Raw genomic sequence first — 21,468 nt, forward strand, 5'->3', positions numbered from 1 at the left:
CGACTTCGGGGCCTGCCGCCGGGTCACGGCTCGACCATGCCACCAGCGGCAAGGTGCGCGTCGGCGGCACGAACGACTCCCTCGGCGAGTTCTCGCATCTCAGCCCTGAGTGCGTCGTCGTCGCGGTGCTCGGGCAACGTCTCGTCCCAGGCTTCCAGCGGCTGGAGCATCAGGCCGATCTCCTCCGCGTTGTCGCAGGACCACCACAGACCCCACAGCGAGCGCGCACCGTCTTCGGGCAGCAGACCTCCGGCGATCATCTGGCGGGCGACGTCACGGGCGATGACCCAGGGAGCTTGCGATGCGTCGATCGGCTCAGCACCGAGTTCGGCAAGCGTCTGCCGAACGAGCGGCGCCGCGTCGGCGAGGGTCAAGCGGGTCGGCGACTCGCCGGCCAACTCGAGCAACGCAGGGGTCTCGACACCGGCGACGAGCAGATCGCAGGCCAGCCAGACCGCCTCGTCAGGGCTGAGGAGGTCTGTGAGCAGGTCGGCGTTGAGCCGCGACACACGTTCGCGCAGCTCGTCAGGCAGGTTGTCCACGGGCTTCATTGAAGCGCCCAGCCGCCACGATCGTTACCGGATATCCGCGATGACGTGCCACTCGACGCCGTCGTCCACCACGTACAGGATCGCGTCCACGATCACCCGACGGCAGTGCTCCTCCCACCGCCCGCCACCGCGTCAGTGCTGGTGGAGGACGAACAGGTGGGCCAACCACGCCCAGCCGACGAGGATCGTGAGCCGCTGCCACAGGCCCGCGCGTGGCGAGTCGTCCTCCCAGGCCCGACCGAACACGACGAACAGCGCGAAGACCCCCGCTGTCACGGCGGAGTACGTGCGTGACGGGACGCCGAGTGCCGGAGTCAACGCGGCGATCGCCGCCGCGGCGGGAAGGGAGACGAACACCACGGCGCCCGCATGGTCGTGGAGCCGATGCCGGCGCGAGTAGTGCTCCGGCGTGTTGTCCGGCGTGCCGGGTGGGTAGCCGCGCATGGCGTCCATGGGAAAGACGCCCGAGGCGACCAACGCGACCCCGAAGACCTCGACGGCCGTCGAAAGCGGCCAGGAGGTGCTCACCAGGGCGAGCGCACCGGCGCAGACACCCGCGCCGCAGACCACGAAGTTCGCCGGCTGGATCCAGCCCCGGGATCCGAGCGCCAGCGCGCTCACCGGCCGGCGGACGGGACCGTAACCGGGCCGCGTCCACCCGTCGACGGTGAACACGACCACGAAGACGACGGCGGCGACCGCACCGATCGAGGTCACGGCGTCACTCCCAGCGGAAGAGGATGCCCGCGACGGCGCACCCGACGACCGTCGTCGCGCCTAGGCTGACCAGGTGTGCCGGGTCGGTCGCGGCTCCCGCCCATGCCGCGGCCAACGCCTCGACCGAGGCGCCGAACGGGAGCCGCTCGCCGACCGTCGCGACCGCGGCAGGGACAACCGAGCGCCTGGACGGCGGGTACTGGACCGGGGGACTCCTTCTCGGGCGGGGGCGGTACTGTTCCGGGTGCCCGGTCCGGTCGAGATGCGCGACCCGGCGGGGGCGGTGGTGTCGCCCGGCCCGCGCAGCAGCGGATGCTGTGGGGTGCCAGAACTCTGCACCGAGGCGCTGATCTGCGGCGATCGCGCACCACGCACTACAGGAGCGTGATCGTGTGGTGTGGCGTCACGACTGCTGTACCTGATCTTCGTTCGATTCGGTGGCCGGCTGGTGCTTCTCAGCCGGTCCTCCGCGGCCAAGGACGTCGAACTGCTCGTGCTACGACACGAAGTCGCCGTACCGCGCCAGCCACTCCCGCCCGCGGCTGGAGTGGGCCGATCGCGCAGTGCCCACCGCGTTGACACGGCACCCGCCACGGCTGCTGCGTGAGCACCGGTTGGCGACACGGGGCACCGTGCCGCGCCGGCACCGACGCCTGGTCGCGGAGAAGTGGACCTGACCGAACCGGACCGGGCGACCGCCGGTCGACGACACCACCGTGGCGTTGATCGAGCGGATGGCCCGGGAGAACGCCGCGTGGGGCTACCGACGCATTCAGGGTGAGCTGCTCAAGCTCGGCCACCGGGTGGCCGCCTCGACCGTGCGCCGCGTGCTCGAGCACCTGCGAGTCCCACCCGCGCCCCGGCGCGACACCGACACCTCCTGGCGACGATTCCCGCACGCGCAGACCGCGAGCATGCTGGCCTGCGACTTCTTCCACGTCGACTGCGCCACCACCCCCAAACGGATCTGCGTCTTCTTCGTGATGGAGGTCGCCACCCGCCACGTCCACATCCTCGGCACCACGGCCAACCCCGACGGCCTCCGGACCACCCGACAAGTCCGCAACCCGCTGATGGACCTCGGTGGCCAGGCCGACGACGTCCGGTTCCTCATCCGTGACCGGGCCGGCCGGTTCACCACCTCGTTCGACACGGTCTTCTCCGACGCGGGCATCGAGGTCGTGAAGATCCCACCACGGTGCCCACGGGCCAACGCCCACGCCGAACGGTTCATCGGAACCGTCAGGCGAGAAGTCACCGACCGCCTGCTCGTCATCGACGAACACCACCTGCGGGCAGTGCTGAACCGCTACGCGGCCCACTACAGCCACCGCAGACCACACAGAGCACCGCAACTCGCACCACCACGACCGGACCAGCCGATCCCAGAACCGGGCCACATCCCGGTACACCGCCGACCGGTCCTCGGCGGCCTGATCAACGAGTACGAACCCGCAGCAGCCCAACCGCAGGTCAGACCATGTGGCCGACTTCTGGCACCCCACACCCTCGCCGCCATCGCGGACGACGTCCGCCGGATCGGCTTCCCGATCAGCGAGTCGCCCGCCTGAGCGCGGCCACAGCCCGAGGTCGCCCCGTCCTTCCGCCTGCGCACACCAGCCCGCCGGCCGACACCGGCCCGGAGCCAACCCCTACCGCGACCATCTGCGCGCCGCGCCGCCGATCCCGCGATTCCGGTCACCCACCTGCTCGCGGAGATTCGGGAATCGGGCTACACCAGCAGCGCCAACCCTGTACCTGCCGAGAACCCCATCCACGCAGGTGGAGAGCGTGCAATGCCCAAAACCTCGAAGCGCTCGCGGGCACTACCGCCATCCACCGGGGTGTCGACCAGCACGGCACGATGACCGACTGTGCCGCTCCGACCGGCCTACCTCGGCGTGACCAACGCGTCCGCGCTGCTCCGCCTGCCGCCCATGAGCGGTCGGGACAAGGACGTGGAGATCCTGGCGCTACGCCACCAACTCGCGACCTGATCGGGGAATGGTCGGCTTCAGCGGACCGTCCCCTTGACGTGGAGCCCGGCGGCCTCCACTCGCACATCCCTCGGGTAGTCCTCGCCGCGGACGGCGCTGAACAGCGGTCCGGACCTGAACTGCACGGGGTGGTGGCCGGCCACGGCGGGCGTGTAGTGGCCCACGGGCAGGTCCACGAAGGTGAACCGGCCATCCGGCCCGCTGGTCGTGGCCGCGACCCGGGCACCGGTGTAGGCGTCGTGCAGCACCAACTCGGTGTTCGGCATCGGCTCCACGGCGTCCCCCGCCTGCAACCGGAGGGTGCCACCGGTGGTCCACGTCGGACCCGGGACCTTGGTGAACGCCCCGGCGAGCGGCGCACCCGCCCACACCGCACCGTCCCGCTCCCGTGGCCCGACCAAGCAGGAGGCGACGACGACGCCGTGATCGGGCGCCCCCTCCGGCATCGACGCCGACACCGTGCCCGTCCACGTCGAGCCCGGCGCCACCGGCACACCAGCACCGGTGGTCGGGTCGAGCGGTCCCCACTCCGGGCCGTTGCCGACCTCGTAGATCATTCTCATGGTGCGGCAGAAGACGTGGGCCAGGATCGGCGCGCCGGTGTTGTTCGTGATCCGCACGGCGAGCTCGGGCCGGTCGGTCGGGGCGTAGGACGGTCGGGCGAACGCCAGTGAGACCTCCAGCCCGGACAGCGGCCGGACCAGGCCGACCGTGTGGGTTGTCTCGCCGTTGCCGACGTCCACCAGTTCGACGTGGTCGAACGGCGCGACCCAGCCGGAGGCCCCGACGTGGATGCGGTAGACGCCGACGGGGAGGGCGTCGAAGCGGAACCGGCCGGTGGTGTCGGTGTGGCCGTCGTACCAGCCGCCGGTCGAACCGCCGTCCGCGACCACCTGGGCCCCCACCAGTTCCTCGCCCGCGTCGAGCGCCCCGTCCCCGTCCGCGTCGGTGAACGCCCGGACGGAGAGGGGCGCAGTCGACCGGGTGATGGTGGCGCTCAGGTCGAACGACACCTCCCGGCCACCGGCGTGGACAGTGCCCGCCAGCCGCGTGACACCGCCCACCGACCAGAACGACGGCATGCCGACGATCGTCACCTCGTGCGACTGACCCGGCAGCAGGGCCGGCGCGGGCAGTCCGGACTCACCCGGCAGCAGCGCGCCCCACCGGGACCTGTCGTAGTCCAGGTCGGTGTCGGTGTGGGTGGTCGAGACGCCTGCGCGCACCGCCGGTCCGACCCCGGTGTTGGTGACCTTGACGCGCGCCGTGACCGGCTCGTCGCGGTGGTAGGACTGCTTGTCGAACGACGCCTCGACCCGGATGTCCTCGACCACCACCGGCTTGGCGACCGCCGGTCCGGCGACCGCGACCAGCCGCACCGTCCTGGTGGAGTCGGCCACGACGTCGGCGGTGAACCAGGCGTTGCCGGTGGCGGCGTCCGCATGCGGACCGAGGACCAAGACGCGGGTCGCCCCCTTCGGCAGGCGCGCGAAGGAGAACTTGCCCGTTCGGTCGGTCACGGCCGATGCGGCGGCGAGCCCGGTGCGCTGGTCGAGCGCGACGACCTCGGCGTTGGCCAGGGCCGTCTCCCGACCGTTGGCCCGCAGCACGGCCGTACCGCCGAGCGCGCCGAAGGCGCCGTCCACGCGAGCCCGGGCGGAGGCGGAGCTGTAGCCGGTGGTGTTGCGCCCCGCGTTGCCGAACTCGCAGGCGATGGATACCTCACCGGCGGTCACGGCGTCGGCGGGCAGGGTCTCGGTGAGCACGAACGTTTTCGAACTGCCCCGGTAGAGGGTGACGCCGGAGCCGTCGGGAGCCAGCGCCGTGAAATCGGGATCCGCGGGCGTGATCAGGCCGGCACCGGTGTGGCAGACCGCGACGAGCCCGCGCAGGGTGGTGGTGCCGTTGTTGGTGAGGGTGATCCGGGCGGTGACGGGCTGGCCGGCCCGGTAGGCGGTGCCGTCGAAGGACGCGGTGGCGGCCAGGTGGGTGCGGACCGGTGGGACGAGCGGCAGGCGCAGGTCGTGTGTGCCACCTGCGGTGACGGTGAAGCGCGCCCCGGCCGCCGCGATCACGTCGGCATCCCCGCCGAACGAGTGCACCAGGTAGGAGCCCGTCGGCACGTCACCGCCGAACGAGAACCCCCCGGTCGCGTCGGTGGTGGCGGCCAAGGTCGAGGACGGCGCGCCGCCGGAGGCGGAGACCTGTCGGTCGGCTACGCCCTCACCCCCGTCGAACCGGCCGTTGGCGTTGGCGTCGCGGTACACCACACCCGACACCGACCCCCGGGCCTGGCTCACCACCGCCTGGTCCTCGGCCTCGTTGTCCCGGGGCGTCGGGTCCATGTCGGGTGCGTAGCGCGGCCCGGTGCTCACCCCCACCCGGAGCCGGGCCGTCGCCGACCTCGGATCGGTTTGGTGGCCCACGACCCGTGCGGTCCAGGTGCCGCCCGGCTCGATGGTCGGCCCGGGCAAGGCGGTGAGCTGCTGTCCGCTGACGAACAACCGCAGGTCACCGCTGGTCTGGAAGCGCACGTCGCGGGCGGGGACCGAGCCGTTGTTGCGCACCGTGACGGTGGCGCCCATCTCGGAGTCGGGCTCGTACCGCTCCTGGTCCAGCGTCGTGGTGATCGCCAGGTCCGCCCGGGCGGGCGCCGCCGCGTTCTCCTGCGCTCGCGCGATCGGACTCCCGGAGAGCGCCAAGGCGACCGTCACGACGGCCACGCGCAACAACATTTCTCCTCCTGCGGGTTTTGGGCGGGCTGTCCTCCCCGCGATCACGTGGAAGCGGCGGACCGGCTCAGGCCGGGACGGGGCCGAGGCAGACCGTTCGCTCGGGGGCCGGGTAGACCCGTGCGTTCTCGACCGAATCGGACGCGCAGGCGGCCTTGTCGGCAGTGCCGTCCACCACTTCGGTGACCCTGCGGTTCGCCTCGTCGCTGCCGCAGTCGACCTTCTTCTCCTCACCCAGGGAGATCGTGGGAATCGAGAAGCAGTCGCCTTCCGATGCGTTGAGCACCAGGCAGAGCTTGAACTCGTCCTCCTTGCCGCCGGTCTGCTCGTACGACGAGTACGACTCGGCCGGGCAGTCGGCGTCGGGATCGTCCAGGTAGAGCCCGACCTCGTGGACGGCACCTCGGTCGCCGCAGTCGACCTTCTCGACCGTCGCGTGGAACTGGCCTCCACCCGTCTTGACGCAGTCACCCGCGGCATAGGTGGGCGGAGCCGGGTTGAGGACCCGCGTCGCGATGATCGCGGCGACACCACCGATCACCGCGACCAGGACCACGCCCATCACGACGGTGAGGACCTTCTTCGTCCGCGATGAGAACTCGACCGGTTCGGGGGAGCCTGGCGCGACCGGGGCGTTGCCGGACGGGGGCGCGGTGGGGTTCGTCATTCGAGGTGCTCGTATCCGCTCATCAACTCGGCGTCGACAACAAGGCACCCGGGCACCGACCGGGAAGTCGAACGCACCACTTCCTGCGGCTCGACCGGGCGCGGGTCATGTTAGGGAGAAGTGATGTGCGGTGGTGTCGTGTGAACGACCCTCATCGCCGCTAGAGCTCGTCGAGACCGACCAACCCGTCCTGGATGGCCCTCGCGAGCAGGGCGGCCTTCGTCGGTGCGCGCCGTCCGGCGTTGGCGTACTTGACGCGCACCCGGTCCAGGTAGGTGTCGACGGTCCTGGGCGTGATCCGCATCCGTTCCGCGACGAGTTGCTTGGACTCGCACTGGAACCACTGGGTCAGCACCTCTCGCTCCCGGTCGGACAACCGGGGCCGCGCGGGCCTGTGGTCCGCGGCGATGGCCCCGGCGAGGGTGGGCGGCAGGTACGGGCGGCTGGACGCGGCGGCGATGGTCGCGGCCACGAGGTGCTCGTCCCCCTCGGTCTTGGTGAGGAAGGCGCTCACGCCGAGGTCGAGGCACGTCAGCGCGACCTCCTCGCTGTCCTGCATGGTGTAGACGACGACCTTGCGCCCGGCGTCGACGAGGCGGCGCACCTCGCGCTGGTAGGGCGCCTCGCGGTCACCGACGTTCAGGTCCAGGACGACGACGTCGGCCCGGTCGCCGGGCGGTGTCCACGCGACGTCGACCGACGTACCCGCGGCGACCACCCGGACGGGCTGGTCGGCCTCGGCGTACCAGGCTCGCACCCCGGAGAGGATGGCCGGGTGGTCGTCCACCACGGTCACGGTGATCGCCATGACGCCTCCAACCAGATCTGTCCGTCGGCGACGGACTCGACGACGGACACCTCGCCCCGGCCGGGCGGTGTGACGGGGAGGTCGGGGACGGCGCAGCGGACGCTCACCCGGACCCCGCCCGGCACGTGCAGCACGGTGACCCTCGCCTCGGACCGCGCCGTGACGAGCGCTTCGGCGATGGGGGCAAGCAGCTCCCGGCGCACCGGCTCGGGCACCTCCCCCGGCGTCCCGCGCACGGACAGGTGCACCGACGCGCCGTGTCGCTCGGCGACGTCGATGATCGCGCCCAGTTCGTGCACCACGCGGTCGGTCGCCCCGTCGCTCCGCCCCGCGTTGAGCAACCGGCGCATCCTGGCCGCCTCGACGGCGCACCGACGGCGCACGGATTCCGCGCGAGGGTCGAGCGTGCCGTCGGCGAGACCGGCGAGCAGCGGCACGGTGGTGTGGCGCAGGTCGGCGTAGCGCCGCTCGTGGTTGCGCGCTGCTGCGGCGGCGGCTTCCTCGCCGACGCGCAACCGCTCCTCGGCCCACGACGTCCTGGACGCGTCCTCGGCGATGGTCCGCACCAGACGCGCGCTGAGCGCGACCCCGAGCTGGAAACCGGCCACCGACACGAACGTCACGGCCATGTCGGCCAGGTCGGCCGCCGCACCACCGGCCACCACGGACCAGCCGATCAGGGTGACGTGCACGATCAGAAACCCGGCGAACCAGCCGATGGCGAGGTCGTACAGCAACACGAGCCCGTACCAGCCGATCAGGCCGATCGACCAGTGCTCGGGAGGCAGAGCCGAGTGCGGCGGCAGCACCCCGGACACCACGACCGAGCAGCCGAGCAGCACCGCCAGACCGGTCCACCTGCCCCACCACGGGATGGCTCCCCGCCTGACCAGGATGATCGCGCACGTCACGCCGAGCAGCGCGAGGACGCCGTACACCGCCAGTTCGGCACGGGAACCTGACGTGGGGTCCAGGGCCACGTCACCGTTCAGCCCGAACTGGACGGTGAGAGCGACGGTCGCCAGCACAACGGTGGTCATGGCCCGCAGACGGCGCTCGATGTGAGCCGGCCTACCCGGCGCCGCGTCAGCCACGCGCCCACGTCCACTCGACCGTGGTACCGCGTCCGGGGGCGGACCGCACGTGGACCTCACCGCACGCGGTGATCATCCTGGCACGGACCGACTCGGCCAACCCGCGGCGGTGCGCGGGGACCTGGCTCGGCTCGAACCCCCGCCCGCGGTCGGACAAGCGGACCACCACCAGCCCGTCGCGGTCGTGCCCGGTGAGCGTCGGGTCGAGGTCGCCTGCGTGCCGGTGGACGTTGCTCAGCGCTTCGCGCACCCCGTGGTAGATCGCGTACGCGGGCTTCGACGGGACGATCAGCGGGCACTGGACGTCGGTGTGGACGGTGAGCCCCGGGTACGCGGTCAGCGATGTAAGCAGGTCCCCCAGGTCGACGTCCCGGTCGGTCACCGGCGCGTACGACGTCAGCACCTGGAGGTCGTGGCGCGCCGCGGCGGGCAGCCAGTCGAAATCACCGGTCGTCCCGGTGGACACCATGAGCAACGTCGTGCTCGCGGTGTCGTGCAGCATCGCCAGGTACGCCCGATCGGCTTCGCGCTGGGCCCGCGCGGCCGCCACGGCGATCCTGCGCCGCTCGGTCCGGCGGACCAGGTGGTCGCACAGCCGGGCGGCGCGTCGCACCAGCAGCAGCCCCGAGCAGGACAAGATCGCCTGCACCAGCGGGTGCCAAACACCCGGCGCCGACACGACGCCCCCGGCGAGCAGGCAACCCACCACGTAGGCGGCGATCGCAGCGCCGGCGAGGACGTGGCCGGCCCACGGCCGGTCGGGCCACTCGAAGTAGCAGGTCACCGCCGTGATCGAGACGATGGCGAACAACCAGCCGCTGATCGGCTGAGGGCCGAGCAGGACCTGGCTGAGGCCGACCGCGGCGGAGAGCACCGCGCTCGCGATCAGGAACACGGCCGGTGCGGTGGTGCGCCACCGGCTCTGCGCACACGGCAGGGCGGTCGCGGCGACCACGATCACCACGGCGACGTGGTCGTCACCGGCGTGCCCGACCAAGCCGAGCACGCCGCACAGACCGACCACAGCGGCCCGCAGCAACGGCGCGAAGCGCGAAACGGCTTCCTCGAGGTGACGTTCACAGGAACCACCAGCTCGGGGGCCCCGGTCGCGTCGTGCTCCCCCCGTTCCGCCATCGTCCGCCGACCGCGGCACCGAGCGGTCTGTCGCACTCCCAGGCACGGAGGGGAAACTATCAAAGGCGGTCATGCAAACCGGCACGTCCGAACGCCCCGACGCGGGACGGGAAGATCCGCGCGCCGCCGCGAAACGGTCCGAAGTCGGTCAGTGCTCCTCGTAGTGCTCGCCGTGCACGGCGTGGCGGTGGCCATCGTGCACGTAGTCGATGTGCGAGACGGCCACGTGGCCGCAGCCCTCACCGTGGGCATGATCGATGTATTCGAGGTATGCGGGGATCATCCACTCGTATGCCGCTGCGCCTGCCGATAACCTCATCCCTGCAGGTAGAAGACGCACGGCGCTTGGGGTCCAGAGGCGCTCAGGGTCACAGCTGCCATCCGCTGTGGCACCGACCAGCACGGCATGACGACCGATCGCGCTACTCCGACCGGCCTACCTCAGTGTGACCAACGCGTTCGCCTTGCCGCGCCTGCTGCCGACAAGCGACCGGGACAAAGACACAGAAACACTGGCGCTGCGGCACCAGATCACCGTCCTGGAGCGCCAACTCGGAGACGTCCGTCCACGGTTCTCCCCCGGCGACCGGGCATTCCTCGCGGCCCTGCCGCACCGACTCCCGGACGCCACGCTTCGTCGACTCCGACTACTGGTCCGGCCGGAACGGTACTGCGGTGGCACAGGGATTTCCTCTCCCGCCGCCACGCGGCCAGATCCCGACCCAAGCGTCCCGGCCGACCACGGACCATCCGCTCCATCCGGCTCCTGGTTCCGCTCCTGGCACGAGAATCCTGCCCGGGGCTACCGCCGCATCCACGGCGAACTCCTCGTACTGGGCATCACAGTCGCAGCATCCACCGTCTGGCAGATCCTCAAAGACGCCGGAACCGACCCGGCTCCCGAACGCACTCCGACAACCCGGGCGACCTTCCTCCGCTCCCGGACCGACGCACTCCCAGCCTGCGACTTCTTCGAGACCCACACGTTGAACGGCACCCGACTGCACGTACTCGCGGTCATCGAGCACACCGGCCGCCGAATCCGCGTCCCCGGCGCCACCGCACACCCCACCGCGTCCTGGGTCACCCAAGCCGTCGGAAATCTCGTCATGGACCTCGAGGACGCAGGCAGCCCCGCACGGTTCCCGATCCGCGACCGCGACGGGACGTTCCCCGCCCTGTTCGACGCCGTCCTCGCCGACGCGGACATCCAGGTCGTTCTCAACGGAGTCCGCATCCCGCGGATGAACGCGATCATGGAACGCCGGCTCCGAAGCTGCCGCCACGAACTCCTCGACCGCACCCTCATCCGGAACCAACGGCACCTGCTCCACGCCCTGCGCGAGCACGAGCACTTCTACAACACCCACCGACCCCACCAAGGCATCGCCAACGCCCGACCACTGCGCACACTGCCACCAGCCGTCACCGATCAAGCAGCCCTCACCCAACTCGACATCCGCCGACGGCAACGACTCGGCGGCATCCTCAACGAGTACCACCACGCCTCCTGACCTGCACGGAGGACACTTCGGCAAGCACAGGGCCGACGGCGGCTGCACCGGCCGCCTGCTCGACTGGGCACGGAAGACGCTCCGGCTGGTGGTGGAGATCGTCCAACGTCCCGACCTGCGGTACTTCACCGTGCTACCAAGAAGGCGGGTGGTGGAGCGGACCTTGGCCTGGATCACGGGCCATCACCGCTGCGTCCGAGACTACGAACGACTACGCCCCCACCACGAGGCCATGGTCCGTTGGTCCAAGATCCGCATCACCAGCCGCCGACTCACCCAACGGCAATAGCTCGGAAACAGCTACCAAGCGTGTTCGCCTACTCGCTCGGCGGGACGGCGCGACGCGCGGTCACGCTCGCGGTTTCCCCTGTCGCATCGAGCAGACGGACCAGGACCCGCCGGGCCGCGTCGGCCGTGTCGTCGCCCGCCGACCTCGTCAGCCGGTCGTCCAGCTGCCGTCGTATCCGGCGGCTGTCGTCGACGAGCCGCCGACCGCGGTCGGTGAGCCGGGCACGTCGCACTCGGCTGTCGCCGGGATCGGGCACTCTCGCGACGTAGTCGAGGCGCTCCAGTTCGAGCAGGTGCTTCGAGGCCGCCTGCTGGGTGACGCCGAGGAGGTCCGCCAGTTCGGAGACCGTGGGCGCCCCGTCGATCAGGTGTTGGATGACGTACCCGTGGGAGTTGCGCACGCCGGCGTGACCGGCCTCGTGCAGCTCCGCCAGGATCGCCCTGTTCGCGGCGCTGCCCGCCAGCCAGGCGAGGGTGGCGATGTCGATGTCCGCCGGGTCGAGTGTGGCCACGCCACCAACTATGCGATTGACAACCAAGGTTGTACAACTAGCATTGTGCTTATGGCCCGTGATCCGATCACCGTCGCGACCTCGCTGCTCCGGGCGCTCGAGGCCGGGCACCGCGGCGAAGACCTCCGGAAGTACTTCGCCCCGACGGCGTCGACCACCGAGCACCCGAACCGGCTCAAACCCGAAGGCGCCCGCACCACCCTGGACCGGATGCTCGCGGCATCGGAGGCGGGCGCCGGACTGTTGTCCAGCCAGAGATACGACGTTCGCTCGGCCGTCGCGGTCGGAGACACCGCGATCCTCCGCCTCACCTGGAGCGGCGTGATCGCCCGCGACGCGGACCCTTTCCGCCACGGCGACGAACTCGTCGCGCACATCGCGCAGTTCGTCGAAACCGCCGGCGGCCTGATCACCTCGATCGAGACCTTCGACTGCTACGAACCGTTCGACACCCAGCCGTGAACCTCGCGTCGCGGCAGGACGTGGTGGCCCTGTCGTGGACCACTGCTCGGCACCGCAGGGTTGTACATCTCGACGATCGACGCCAGGTGCTCGTGGGTGGCGTGGCGGCGGTGGTAGGGCGCGCGGAGGCTCCCTGGTCCTTGTCGACCCAGGGGAGGACGATCGTGAGCGCGTAGCGGGTCGGGCCGGGGGCCGGGGCAACGCCATCGTGAGCCGCCCCAGAGCCGGAAGCGCAGGCAGTCCTCGATCCGGGCCTCGTGCGCCGTGCCGTCGACGGTGACCTCCAGCGTGCCCTCCATGACCCAGACGTGGTGTTCCAGGCCCGGCACGGGCGAGGCGTCGTAGGCGATGTCCGCACCGGGTCGCAGGGTGACCTCGACAAGCTCTCCGCGCAGTCCGGCCGACGGCGGCGACACGGATCGGCGGGTGAGTCCGGCGTCGTCGTCACGCCACACGGCCTGCCGATCGGCGCGCACCAGCGGCGACGGTGCCGGTTCCACCTCGGCCAGCAGCCGCGACATCGTCAGCTCGTAGGTCGCGCACAGCTTGCCCAGCAGCGCTGTTGTGGGGCTGATCTCCGCGCGTTCCAGTCGGGACAGCGTCGATCGGCTGACTCCCGCGCGTTGGGCCAGGTCCTCCAGCGACCACGCCCGTTCGGCGCGCAGCTCGGCGAGCCGGACGGCCAAGCGCAGCTCCAGCGGGTTGTCGTGGCCGGCACCACCTTCTGGGTGCCCCATATCGGGGGTAGCATCCCGAATACGGGACACCAGGATGCGCTGCCGGGAACGCCAGCCGTGCTCGCGTTGACGATCGAACCAGACGACCTCACCCGTCAGCCGGTTCGGGACCTGATCGCCGAGCACCTCGCCGACATGCACGCGACCTCGCCCGCCGAAAGCGTCGTGCCTGCCGATAACTCCATTCACGCAGGTTGAAGCTGTGCGTAGCGTGAGGGGCCGAGGTGCTCGTGAGTGCGACTGCAGGTCCGCAGCGTCCTCGGCTGACGCGGCATGATGACCGACTGTGCTGCTCCGACTGGCCTACCTCGGTGTGACCAACGCGTTCGCGTTGCTGCGCCTGCTGCCCATGAGCGACCGGGACAGGGACGTGGACATCCTGGCGTTGCGCCACCAGATCGTGGTCCTGGAACGCCAACTCGGAGACGCCCGCCCGCGGTTCTCCCCCGCCGTCCGGGCCTTCCTCGCGGCACTGCTGCACCGACTCCCGATGCAAGCGCTTCGTCGACTCCGACTACTGGTGCGTCCGGAGACGGTGCTGCGGTAGCACCGAGACCTCCTCGCCCACCGCCACGTAGCCAGATCTTGTCCCCAGCGGCCCGGCCGACCACGGACCGTCCGCTCGATCCGCCTCCTGGTGCTGCGCCTGGCACGCGAGAACCCCGCCTGGGGCTACCGACGCATCCACGGCGAACTCATCGTCCTCGGCATCAAGGTCGCCGCATCCACGGTGTGGCAGATCCTCCAGGACGCCGGGATCGAACCGACACCCGAACGCACCACGACGACCTGGCCGGCCTTCCTCCGCTCACAAGCCGACGCGCTCCCGGCCTGCGACTTCTTCGAGACCACCACCCTGAACGGCACCCGCCTCCACGTGCTCGCGGTCATCGAGCACGCCAGCCGCAGGATCCGAGTCCTCGGCGCCACCGCGCACCCCACCACATCCTGGGTCACCCAAGCCGCCAGAAACCTCGCCATGGACCTCGACGACGCGGGCAGACACGCGCGATTCCCGATCCGCGACCGGGACGGGAAGTACCGGCACTGTTCGACGCCGTCCTCGCCGACGCCGGCATCCAGGTCGTCCTCAGCGGAGTCCGCATCCCGCGCATGAACGCGATCATGGAACGCTGGATCCGCAGCTGCCGCCGGGAACTCCTCGACCGAACGCTGATCTGGAACCAACAGCACCTGCTCCACGCGCTGCACGAGTACGAGCGGTCCTACAACACCCACCGGCCCCACCAAGGCATCCACAACGCACGACCACTACAACCACTGCCACAACCGACCACCGATCAGGCACCTCCCACCCACCTCGACATCCGCCGACGACAACGACTGGGCGGCATCCTCAACGAGTACCACCACGCCGCCTGACCCGCACGGACGACATCTTCGGCAAGCACAGGGTCGCCAGGCCGTCGCGACCGTCCTGTCGGTAAGCCCGCCACCAGGTGCCCACCGAACGTTCGGAGACCCCGAAATCTCTGCGGCTGCCGGTAACCCTCGACCTTTCCGGCTTCCAACGCGGCCACCACCCGCAACCGCAGCACCTCACGCTCCGCAGGCGACAACCGGTGTGCACCCCCGATCCCGATCACGGGTGATCAACCTACGGGAAGACGATCACTGTCGAATCAATAAGTCCTTGTAGCGCAACAAAGGCCTCGGTCGGCTTGACCGAGGCCTTTGCGTGCAACGAAAGTGGACTCTCCCCGATACCTTCGTCTGAAAGATCCGGCCTGCCTTGACCATGCCGTAGCGGCATGGTTTCAACTGGGTCGTGTCAGGGCCGAACGGAGGGAGATGTCGTGGGGTGGAGCACCAGCCAGCTGGCCGACCTCGCCGGCACGACGTTGCGCACGATCCGACACTACCACGACGTGGGCCTGCTCGCCGAGCCCGAGCGCCGCTCCAACGGCTACAAGAGCTACGGCGTGCCCCATCTCGTGCGGGTGCTCAGGATCAAGCGCCTCACCGATCTCGGCCTGTCGCTCACGCAGATCGCGAAACTCGGTGACGGGGACGAACATCCCGGCGAGGCGTTGCGCGAACTCGACGCCGAACTGGCCGCGACGATCGAACGGCTGCAACGGATCCGCGTCGAACTGGCATTGATCCTGCGCCAGGAGGCGCCGACCGACCTGCCGCCCGACATCGCGGCGACGGTCGCGGAGGCGAACCTGTCACCGCAGGACCGCGCAGCGACCGTCGTGATCGCCCAGTTGCTCTCACCGGAGGCGTTGGCCACCTACAACGAGGTGTTGAGGAGCCACTTGAAGGACATCGCGATCGTAGAGTTCGACAACCTGCCCGCGGACGCGGACAAGGAGACCCGCCAACGCCTGGCCGACCGCATGAGCGCGCTCCCGTACGTGCAGGAGATGCGTGCGGCGTTCCCGGATGTCGTTGGCATGTACGGCGATTCGCCGCGGGGCGAGAAGTTCGCGACGCAGACGATGGCCAAGGTCATGGTCGAGCTTTACAACGAGGCCCAGATCGACGTTCTGATCCGCATGAACGGCTGACATTCCATTGGTTTGGCGCACCGAGAGGCGCGTCATCGGAAAGGTATTTGCTAATGCGAAAAACGTTGTCGCTGGCCGCGGTCGTGACCGCTGCCGCAGCGCTGGTGGCGGTGCCGGGGGTGGCGTCTGCCGCACCGCCGGTGAAGCAGGTGCAGTGGGTCGCGTGTCCCGCTGACGTGGCGCTTCCCGGACTGGAGTGCGGAAAGCTCCAGTTGCCGCTCGACTACCGCAAGCCGGAGGGCCGCCAGACCGAGATCATGATCACCCGACTGGCCAGCAAGAGTCCTGAGAAGCGCAGGGGCATCCTGCTGACCAACCCCGGCGGGCCGAGCGAGGGCCTCACGTTCCCGTTCTTCCTGAAGGCACTGGGAATGCCGCAGAGCGTGCTGGACGCGTACGACGTGATCGGCATGGACCCGCGCGGCATCGGCTACAGCTCGCCTGCCACGTGTGACCTGACCGATGCGCAGATGCTTGCGGGCAGCGTGCCGCCGTACGCCGTGACGCAGGCCGATGTGCGCAAGCGGGCTGAGGAGGTCAAGACGATGGCACAGCAGTGCCTCAAGTCGTCGACCGCCGACGAACTGCCGTACAACACGACCGCAAACATCGCCCGCGACCTGGACCGCGTCCGCGCCGCACTGGGTGAGAAGACGGCCTCGTACCTCGGCTACTCGTACGGCACGTACCTGGGCTCGGTCTACGCCACGCTGTTCCCGAGGACCAGCGACCGCGTCGTGATCGACAGCAACCTCCCCCAGGGCGGCTGGGACGTCGAGGGTGGCCGCATGTACGGCCCCGGCGTGGAGGACACGTTCCCGGACTTCGCGAAGTGGGCGGCGGCACACCCCGGGTACGGGCTGGGCACCACGCCGCAGCAGGTGCGCGCCAAGTACTTCGACCTCGCGGGCCGGCTGGACGCGAAGCCGTCCGTCGAGGGCATCACCGGTCAGCAGTTCCGGATGCTGGTGTTCGGCGGCCTCTACGCCACCGGTGACGCGGCGTTCTCGAGGATGGCCGCGCAGTGGAAGGCGCTTGACAACGACCAGCCGCTGCCGCCCCTGGAGGTACCGGAGGTCCCGCGCATCGAAAGCCTGATCTCCGGCCGCCTGCACGTGATCTGCGGCGACTCCCAGTGGCCTTCGTCTGTCAGCACTTACGAGCGCAACGTCGCCGTGGACCGCGTCCGGTACCCGATGTTCGGTGCCGCAGGGGCGAACATCTACCCGTGCGCCTTCTGGCCGAAGCCGGTGGAGAAGCAGGTGTTGCCGTCCGACCGCGGACCGCGCAACATCCTCATGGTGCAGAACGAACGTGACCCCGCCACGCCGCTCGTCGGCGCCCGCTCGACGCGCCGCGCGTTCGGTGACCGGGCCGCGATGATCACCGTCGACCAGGGCGGGCACGGCGCCTACCTGATCGGCAAGAACGACTGCGCCAACGACAAGGTAACCGAGTACCTGCTCGGTGGACAGCGTCCGAGCGACGTGAAGTGCGCAGCTGAAACCGGCTGATTCCCGAAGGGTCGGCTCGCTCGCCGCGAGCCGGCCCTCGTCGTGCGAGCGCTCACACGCTGCGGTCGGATCCACGTCGCCGCTAATTCCACTGTGGAACGGAGCGGCATGAAGGCGTTTCAAGGCTTGCGGCGACGGTCTCTGCGCGGCCACGCTCATCTCCCGGCATCGCCACGCGACGGACCTGAACGACCCACGGCTCAAGGACATCGCGATGCAGCTGGTGTCCGGTGCGGAGAACTCCTCTTTGAGCTGGCGCGCGCACTTCGACTACATCGAGGACATCGGCCACGGCCGCGGCGACACCGCGGACATCATCGGCTTCTGCAGCGGTACCGGTGACATGTTCGACCTGGCCGGACTCTACAAGGCCAAGAAGCCCGGCAACGCGCTGGAAAAGCACCTTACCGCACTGCGCAGCAGCGGATGCGCCTCGGCACGCACGTCCGGACGTCGTTGCAGTACCTACAGCGCATTACCGCGCGGCCTGACTCAGCGTGGTGGCCAGATCACGCGTCCGGCCACGCCTCGACGCTTCGCGCGCTCTCGGCTGCAATCGCGAGCAGCGACGCAAGTAGGACTTTGTTAGGTGGTGTCGGTGCCCCGAGGTACTTGTCGGGCCGGTGCGACGACCGTTCCGTCCGGCCGAATTCGGCGGAGTCCGGAGCTGCACGGCGGTGGCGACGAGGGGCCGGACATCTGCGTGTGGTCGCCCGTTCGGAGCTGTCGCAGCTCGCCCGAACAGGAGCACTCTGGGTGCCTGGCGTGTGCTCGCGCCCATACGGGGTGTCGGGTGCCGCCCGGATGGAGAGCGATGATGATCAAGTCGTTACGCACCGCCGCGGCCACGCTGATGACGGCCGTCTCCGCCCTCGCGCTGGCCGTACTGGGGCCGGTCTGGGAGGCTTCGGCCGGAGTGTTGGACGTGACCTGCACCCCGCCCAGCAGCCAGACCACCACCTACACCCCGCCGCTGACCGTGGCCCCGCAGACCGTCACCGTCAGCGCCACGGCGCAGTACGGGCCGTGCGTGTCGTTGAGCAACCCGGCCCTGACCTCCGGCTCCTCCACCCGCACCACGCTCGACCCGGCACTGTCGTGCCTCGACCTGCTGAGCAGTGGTGCCACGACGTCCACCATCGTCTGGAACACCGGTCAGACTTCGACCATCTCCGTCAACTACACCGCCACCATCGTGGGGGCGGCCCTGGTGGTCACCTTCACCGGCACAGTCACCTCGGGCCTGTTCGCCGGCAGCAGTGTCGTCCAGGTCCTGACCGGCCCGGCCACCGACGTGCTGCTGTGCACCCTCGGCCTGGGCACAGTCCCTAGCAGCTACACCCTGGCGTCCCTGGAGATCACCTCGCTCTGAGTCGCGATCTCGAAGGCCGCCTCGTCCCGCCCCGTAGTCGGTCGACGGGGAAGGCCGTGCGGTCTGGCGATGCCGCAGGCGGTGACGGGACAGGGTTCGGTCAAGGCGTCGTGCGGCGACACCCCATCTCGACTCCGCCACGTAGGGGACTGTAAACGAGTGGTGTAACCCCTGATCAAGGATGCGCACCTGATGACCGAGATGATGTCCGGCGTGGAGAACGCCGAGGACGCCAAGCCCGAGACCGCCCTGGAGGGCTTGGACGAGCAGTTGGTCGACCAGTTGGTCAGCCGGGCCCGCGCCGGTGGCCTGAAGCTCACCGGTGAGGGCGGGGTGCTTCAGCAGCTGACCAAGCGGCTGCTGGAGTCGGCCCTGGAGGGCGAGATCACCGACCACCTGGGCTACGACAAGCACGACCCGGCCGGGCGCGGGACCGGGACTCGCGCAACGGCACCCGCTCCAAGACCGTGCTCACCGACGTGGGACCGGTGGAGATCGAGGTGCCGCGCGACCGCAACGCCGAGTTCGAGCCGCGGATCGTGGCCAAGCGGCAGAAGCGGCTCACCGGCGTGGACGAGATGGTCATCCCGCTGTCCGCCAAGGGCCTGACCACCGGGGAGATCTCCGCGCACCTGGCCGAGGTCTACGGCGCCGACGTCTCCCGCCAGACGATCTCCACGATCACCGACAAGGTCGTGGAAGGCATGGTCGAGTGGCAGAACCGGCCTCTCGACCCGGTCCATCCGGTGGTGTTCGTCGACGCCATCCACGTCAAGATCCGCGACGGCCAGGTGGCCAACCGGCCGATCTACGTGGCGATGGCCGTGACCTGCGAGGGCCGGCGCGACATCCTCGGCCTGTGGGCCGGGGACGGCGGCGAGGGCGCGAAGTACTGGCTGCACGTGCTCACCGAGCTGCGCAACCGCGGCGTCGCCGACGTGCTCATGCTGGTCTGCGACGGGCTGACCGGGCTGCCCGACGCGGTCACCACCGTCTGGCCGCGCACGGTCGTGCAGACCTGCATCGTGCACTTGCTGCGCAACAGCTTCCGCTACGCCGGCCGCCAGCACTGGGACGCCATCGCCAAGACCCTCAAGCCCGTCTGCACCGCTCCGACCGAGGCCGCGGCGAAGGAGCGGTTCGCCGAGTTCGCCGACGCCTGGGGCGTCCGTTATCCGGCGATCGTCCGGCTCCGGGACAACGCCTGGGCCGAGTTCGTGCCCTTCCTGGCCTTCGACGTCGAGATCCGGCGGGTGATCTGCTCGACCAACGCCATCGAGAGCGTGAACGCCCGCATCCGCCGCGCGGTCAAGGCCCGGGGCCACTTCCCCAACGAGCAGGCCGCGCTCAAGTGCGTCTACCTCGCGGTGATGAGCCTGGACCCGACCGGCACCGGCCGCAACGCTGGATGATGCGCCAGGCGATCGGATGAACACTCGACATCCACCTGACTCGCCGCTCTCCCGACGACCACAGATCCCGGGGAGGCAGCCTGCGTCCGGCAACTCGACTGACGGTCGGACTCGGCTGCCTGCTGATCGCGCTCGGCCTCGCGCTGACGGCGCCGATCGTCCGATCCGCGTTCCTGGTGGTGTTCGCGACCACGGAGGCGGGCCTGCCGCTCACACAGATTCTGCCGGTGCTGGGTGTCGCGCCGCTGGTGGAGGTGGTGCTGATACCGATCTGCGGCGTGGCCGCGGCCCGGTGGGGCTCGGATCGGGTGGTTCTGGGAGGCTGTGTCGCCTCCGGCGCCGGGATGACCTTGTTGGCCCACGTCAACCAGGTGTGGCAATTAGCGCTGCTCCAGGTACTCGGCGCGTTCGCCGTCGCCTGCCTGGTGAGCGTCGGGATGGCCGCTGTGCAGGAGCGTTTCCCCAGCAGGATGCGTTCGGCCTCAGTGTCTTCGTCGCTACCCGTTCGGTCGCCAGTCTGCTCGGCAACGGCGCAGGCGGCCTCGTGGGAAGCGCCTTCGGTCTTCGCTGGGTGTTCCACACCGCAGCCATGCTCGTTCATCGCCGCCGGCCTGTGCATCCTCGCCGTCGCCCACCTGCGACAGCCGGTCCACCAAAAGTCGTGAACGCGGACACGACCTCGTGCCATCAGCCGCGATGCTCGTCACGACCGAGACAGTGAGGCCTTCCCACCTGATGGTGGCGGGCTGGAGAGATGAGATGGCGAAGCTCCTGGTAGATGACTTCTCGACCAAGAGCAAGGTCATCACCAGGAGCTTCGAGTGCTTGTCGACCCATCCGCGATCGACCTGTCCAGTTCACACCTCCGCTTCCTCGCGCGGGAACTGACCCTGCATCGACGCCGGGTCGGCAGCAGGTGGCGGCGCCTCGACCCCGAACGGCAAGCCCTGCCGGTCCTGGCCCACTTGCGCCGCGGCGACACCTACACCCGCCTCGCCGCCGGGTTCGACGTCAGCCGGGCCACCGTCTGCCGCTACATCCACGAGGCCGTCCGGATCCTCGTCGACCGGCCGGACGCCTGCTCTGGACCTCGCCCGCACTGCCGGGCACGACCCACGACCTGACCGCGGCCCGCGCCCACGGCATCATCGACGCCCTCACCACCGCGGACATCCCACGCTGGGCCGACACGGCATCCCGAGGCGCGGGCGGTCCGATCCGCGTGCCCTACCGCGGAAAGTGGCACACCCTCTCGCACGGACAGCAGGCGGTCAACCGCTCCCACGCCCGCATCCGCGCACTCGGCGAACGAGCCGTCTCCACCCTGAAGACCTGGCGACCACTGCGCAGACTCCGCTGCTCCACCACCCGCATCACCGACCTGATCCGAGCCGTCCTCGCACTCCACCTCGCCGCCGGATGA

The 21,468-nt window shown here is 69.9% G+C and carries 23 protein-coding genes and 2 pseudogenes; 15 read left to right on the forward strand and 10 right to left on the reverse strand.

Annotation, left to right across the window (positions count from 1 at the left end):
• Nucleotides 1–23 precede the first annotated feature (23 nt).
• Together CKY47_RS29155 and CKY47_RS29160 are read right to left on the reverse strand one after the other, a co-directional pair.
• Nucleotides 24–542 (reverse strand): hypothetical protein, encoded by a 519-nt coding sequence (locus tag CKY47_RS29155; protein ID WP_306749529.1) that lies wholly within the window; start codon nt 540–542, stop codon nt 24–26.
• Nucleotides 543–683: 141 nt separating this feature from the next.
• Nucleotides 684–1,268, reverse strand: coding sequence for a DUF998 domain-containing protein (locus CKY47_RS29160; protein WP_306749530.1), 585 nt, complete (start codon nt 1,266–1,268; stop codon nt 684–686).
• Nucleotides 1,269–1,984: 716 nt separating this feature from the next.
• Between CKY47_RS29160 and CKY47_RS29165 the strand changes: the two genes are divergently transcribed.
• Nucleotides 1,985–2,839: an integrase core domain-containing protein gene (locus CKY47_RS29165; protein ID WP_306749531.1), complete on the forward strand. Its 855-nt coding sequence runs from the start codon at nt 1,985–1,987 to the stop codon at nt 2,837–2,839.
• Between the two features lie 303 nt (nt 2,840–3,142).
• Nucleotides 3,143–3,265, forward strand: a complete 123-nt coding sequence (locus CKY47_RS29170; protein WP_306749532.1) for a hypothetical protein — start codon at nt 3,143–3,145, stop codon at nt 3,263–3,265.
• 17 nt (nt 3,266–3,282) lie between these two features.
• On the opposite strand, the gene CKY47_RS29175 is transcribed toward CKY47_RS29170, so the two are convergent.
• The 6 genes from CKY47_RS29175 to CKY47_RS29200 all read right to left on the reverse strand — a co-directional run bounded on the left by CKY47_RS29175 (nt 3,283) and on the right by CKY47_RS29200 (nt 9,983).
• Nucleotides 3,283–6,000 carry a carboxypeptidase regulatory-like domain-containing protein gene (locus CKY47_RS29175; RefSeq protein WP_306749533.1) on the reverse strand — a complete coding sequence of 906 codons (2,718 nt, stop codon included), beginning with the start codon at nt 5,998–6,000 and terminating at the stop codon, nt 3,283–3,285.
• Nucleotides 6,001–6,064: 64 nt separating this feature from the next.
• On the reverse strand, nt 6,065–6,559 hold the full coding sequence (locus CKY47_RS29180; RefSeq protein WP_306749534.1) for an LppU/SCO3897 family protein: 495 nt from the start codon (nt 6,557–6,559) through the stop codon (nt 6,065–6,067).
• Nucleotides 6,560–6,824: 265 nt separating this feature from the next.
• Nucleotides 6,825–7,472 carry a DNA-binding response regulator gene (locus CKY47_RS29185; protein ID WP_306749535.1) on the reverse strand — a complete coding sequence of 216 codons (648 nt, stop codon included), beginning with the start codon at nt 7,470–7,472 and terminating at the stop codon, nt 6,825–6,827.
• The gene (locus tag CKY47_RS29190) at nt 7,457–8,512 is read right to left on the reverse strand and encodes a sensor histidine kinase (RefSeq protein ID WP_306749536.1); all 1,056 of its coding nucleotides are present in this window, start codon (nt 8,510–8,512) and stop codon (nt 7,457–7,459) included. The genes CKY47_RS29185 and CKY47_RS29190 overlap by 16 nt, the downstream gene beginning before the upstream one ends.
• Nucleotides 8,513–8,558: 46 nt before the next feature.
• Entirely contained in the window at nt 8,559–9,572 is a 1,014-nt protein-coding gene (locus tag CKY47_RS29195; RefSeq protein WP_306749537.1) for a sensor histidine kinase, read from the reverse strand.
• A 276-nt stretch (nt 9,573–9,848) separates the two neighbouring features.
• Entirely contained in the window at nt 9,849–9,983 is a 135-nt protein-coding gene (locus CKY47_RS29200) for a hypothetical protein (protein ID WP_306749538.1), read from the reverse strand.
• A gap of 163 nt (nt 9,984–10,146) precedes the next feature.
• Between CKY47_RS29200 and CKY47_RS29205 the strand changes: the two genes are divergently transcribed.
• Entirely contained in the window at nt 10,147–11,214 is a 1,068-nt protein-coding gene (locus tag CKY47_RS29205) for an integrase core domain-containing protein (RefSeq protein WP_306749539.1), read from the forward strand.
• Nucleotides 11,215–11,531: 317 nt separating this feature from the next.
• Here CKY47_RS29205 and CKY47_RS29210 read toward each other — a convergent pair whose 3' ends face one another.
• Nucleotides 11,532–12,014, reverse strand: a complete 483-nt coding sequence (locus CKY47_RS29210) for a MarR family winged helix-turn-helix transcriptional regulator (RefSeq protein WP_306749540.1) — start codon at nt 12,012–12,014, stop codon at nt 11,532–11,534.
• 51 nt (nt 12,015–12,065) lie between these two features.
• On the opposite strand from CKY47_RS29210, the gene CKY47_RS29215 reads away from it, so the two are divergent.
• Nucleotides 12,066–12,476 carry a nuclear transport factor 2 family protein gene (locus CKY47_RS29215; protein ID WP_306749541.1) on the forward strand — a complete coding sequence of 137 codons (411 nt, stop codon included), beginning with the start codon at nt 12,066–12,068 and terminating at the stop codon, nt 12,474–12,476.
• Here the strand turns inward: CKY47_RS29215 and CKY47_RS29220 are convergent.
• Nucleotides 12,449–13,213 (reverse strand): helix-turn-helix domain-containing protein, encoded by a 765-nt coding sequence (locus CKY47_RS29220; protein WP_306749542.1) that lies wholly within the window; start codon nt 13,211–13,213, stop codon nt 12,449–12,451. The genes CKY47_RS29215 and CKY47_RS29220 overlap by 28 nt on opposite strands.
• A gap of 57 nt (nt 13,214–13,270) precedes the next feature.
• Between CKY47_RS29220 and CKY47_RS29225 the strand changes: the two genes are divergently transcribed.
• From CKY47_RS29225 to CKY47_RS29275, 11 genes and pseudogenes are all read left to right on the forward strand, one after another.
• The gene (locus tag CKY47_RS29225) at nt 13,271–13,411 is read left to right on the forward strand and encodes a hypothetical protein (RefSeq protein ID WP_306749543.1); all 141 of its coding nucleotides are present in this window, start codon (nt 13,271–13,273) and stop codon (nt 13,409–13,411) included.
• Between the two features lie 88 nt (nt 13,412–13,499).
• A complete protein-coding gene (locus tag CKY47_RS29230; RefSeq protein ID WP_306749544.1) occupies nt 13,500–13,760 on the forward strand; it encodes a hypothetical protein in 261 nt (86 codons plus the stop codon).
• Between the two features lie 90 nt (nt 13,761–13,850).
• On the forward strand, nt 13,851–14,330 hold the full coding sequence (locus CKY47_RS29235) for a helix-turn-helix domain-containing protein (RefSeq protein ID WP_306749545.1): 480 nt from the start codon (nt 13,851–13,853) through the stop codon (nt 14,328–14,330).
• Between the two features lie 8 nt (nt 14,331–14,338).
• On the forward strand, nt 14,339–14,596 hold the full coding sequence (locus tag CKY47_RS29240) for an integrase core domain-containing protein (RefSeq protein WP_306749546.1): 258 nt from the start codon (nt 14,339–14,341) through the stop codon (nt 14,594–14,596).
• Between the two features lie 434 nt (nt 14,597–15,030).
• Nucleotides 15,031–15,747, forward strand: a complete 717-nt coding sequence (locus tag CKY47_RS29245; RefSeq protein WP_306749547.1) for a helix-turn-helix domain-containing protein — start codon at nt 15,031–15,033, stop codon at nt 15,745–15,747.
• Nucleotides 15,748–15,800: 53 nt separating this feature from the next.
• Nucleotides 15,801–17,261 (forward strand): alpha/beta hydrolase, encoded by a 1,461-nt coding sequence (locus tag CKY47_RS29250; RefSeq protein ID WP_371320754.1) that lies wholly within the window; start codon nt 15,801–15,803, stop codon nt 17,259–17,261.
• A 214-nt stretch (nt 17,262–17,475) separates the two neighbouring features.
• Nucleotides 17,476–17,850 (forward strand): chitosanase, encoded by a 375-nt coding sequence (locus CKY47_RS37020; protein ID WP_371320755.1) that lies wholly within the window; start codon nt 17,476–17,478, stop codon nt 17,848–17,850.
• Nucleotides 17,851–18,078: 228 nt separating this feature from the next.
• The gene (locus CKY47_RS29260; RefSeq protein WP_306749549.1) at nt 18,079–18,633 is read left to right on the forward strand and encodes a hypothetical protein; all 555 of its coding nucleotides are present in this window, start codon (nt 18,079–18,081) and stop codon (nt 18,631–18,633) included.
• 192 nt (nt 18,634–18,825) lie between these two features.
• Nucleotides 18,826–20,033, forward strand: a pseudogene (locus tag CKY47_RS29265) (IS256 family transposase); the annotation flags it as partial.
• A 188-nt stretch (nt 20,034–20,221) separates the two neighbouring features.
• Nucleotides 20,222–20,710 carry an MFS transporter gene (locus CKY47_RS29270; protein WP_306749550.1) on the forward strand — a complete coding sequence of 163 codons (489 nt, stop codon included), beginning with the start codon at nt 20,222–20,224 and terminating at the stop codon, nt 20,708–20,710.
• A 156-nt stretch (nt 20,711–20,866) separates the two neighbouring features.
• Nucleotides 20,867–21,468 (forward strand): annotated as a pseudogene (locus tag CKY47_RS29275) (transposase family protein).

This window comes from Saccharothrix longispora (genome assembly GCF_030852425.1).
GTDB lineage: Bacteria > Actinomycetota > Actinomycetes > Mycobacteriales > Pseudonocardiaceae > Actinosynnema > Actinosynnema longispora.

Bases quoted from the DNA above. Each gene is read 5' to 3' on its own strand.
- CKY47_RS29175 (WP_306749533.1), bottom strand. From the start codon at position 6,000: ATGTTGTTGCGCGTGGCCGTCGTGACGGTCGCCTTGGCGCTCTCCGGG.
- CKY47_RS29180 (WP_306749534.1), bottom strand. From the start codon at position 6,559: ATGGGCGTGGTCCTGGTCGCGGTGATCGGTGGTGTCGCCGCGATCATC.
- CKY47_RS29185 (WP_306749535.1), bottom strand. From the start codon at position 7,472: ATGGCGATCACCGTGACCGTGGTGGACGACCACCCGGCCATCCTCTCC.
- CKY47_RS29190 (WP_306749536.1), bottom strand. From the start codon at position 8,512: ATGACCACCGTTGTGCTGGCGACCGTCGCTCTCACCGTCCAGTTCGGG.
- CKY47_RS29200 (WP_306749538.1), bottom strand. From the start codon at position 9,983: ATGATCCCCGCATACCTCGAATACATCGATCATGCCCACGGTGAGGGC.
- CKY47_RS29215 (WP_306749541.1), top strand. From the start codon at position 12,066: ATGGCCCGTGATCCGATCACCGTCGCGACCTCGCTGCTCCGGGCGCTC.
- CKY47_RS29220 (WP_306749542.1), bottom strand. From the start codon at position 13,213: ATGGGGCACCCAGAAGGTGGTGCCGGCCACGACAACCCGCTGGAGCTG.
- CKY47_RS29240 (WP_306749546.1), top strand. From the start codon at position 14,339: ATGGAACGCTGGATCCGCAGCTGCCGCCGGGAACTCCTCGACCGAACG.
- CKY47_RS29250 (WP_371320754.1), top strand. From the start codon at position 15,801: ATGCGAAAAACGTTGTCGCTGGCCGCGGTCGTGACCGCTGCCGCAGCG.
- CKY47_RS37020 (WP_371320755.1), top strand. From the start codon at position 17,476: ATGCAGCTGGTGTCCGGTGCGGAGAACTCCTCTTTGAGCTGGCGCGCG.
- CKY47_RS29260 (WP_306749549.1), top strand. From the start codon at position 18,079: ATGATCAAGTCGTTACGCACCGCCGCGGCCACGCTGATGACGGCCGTC.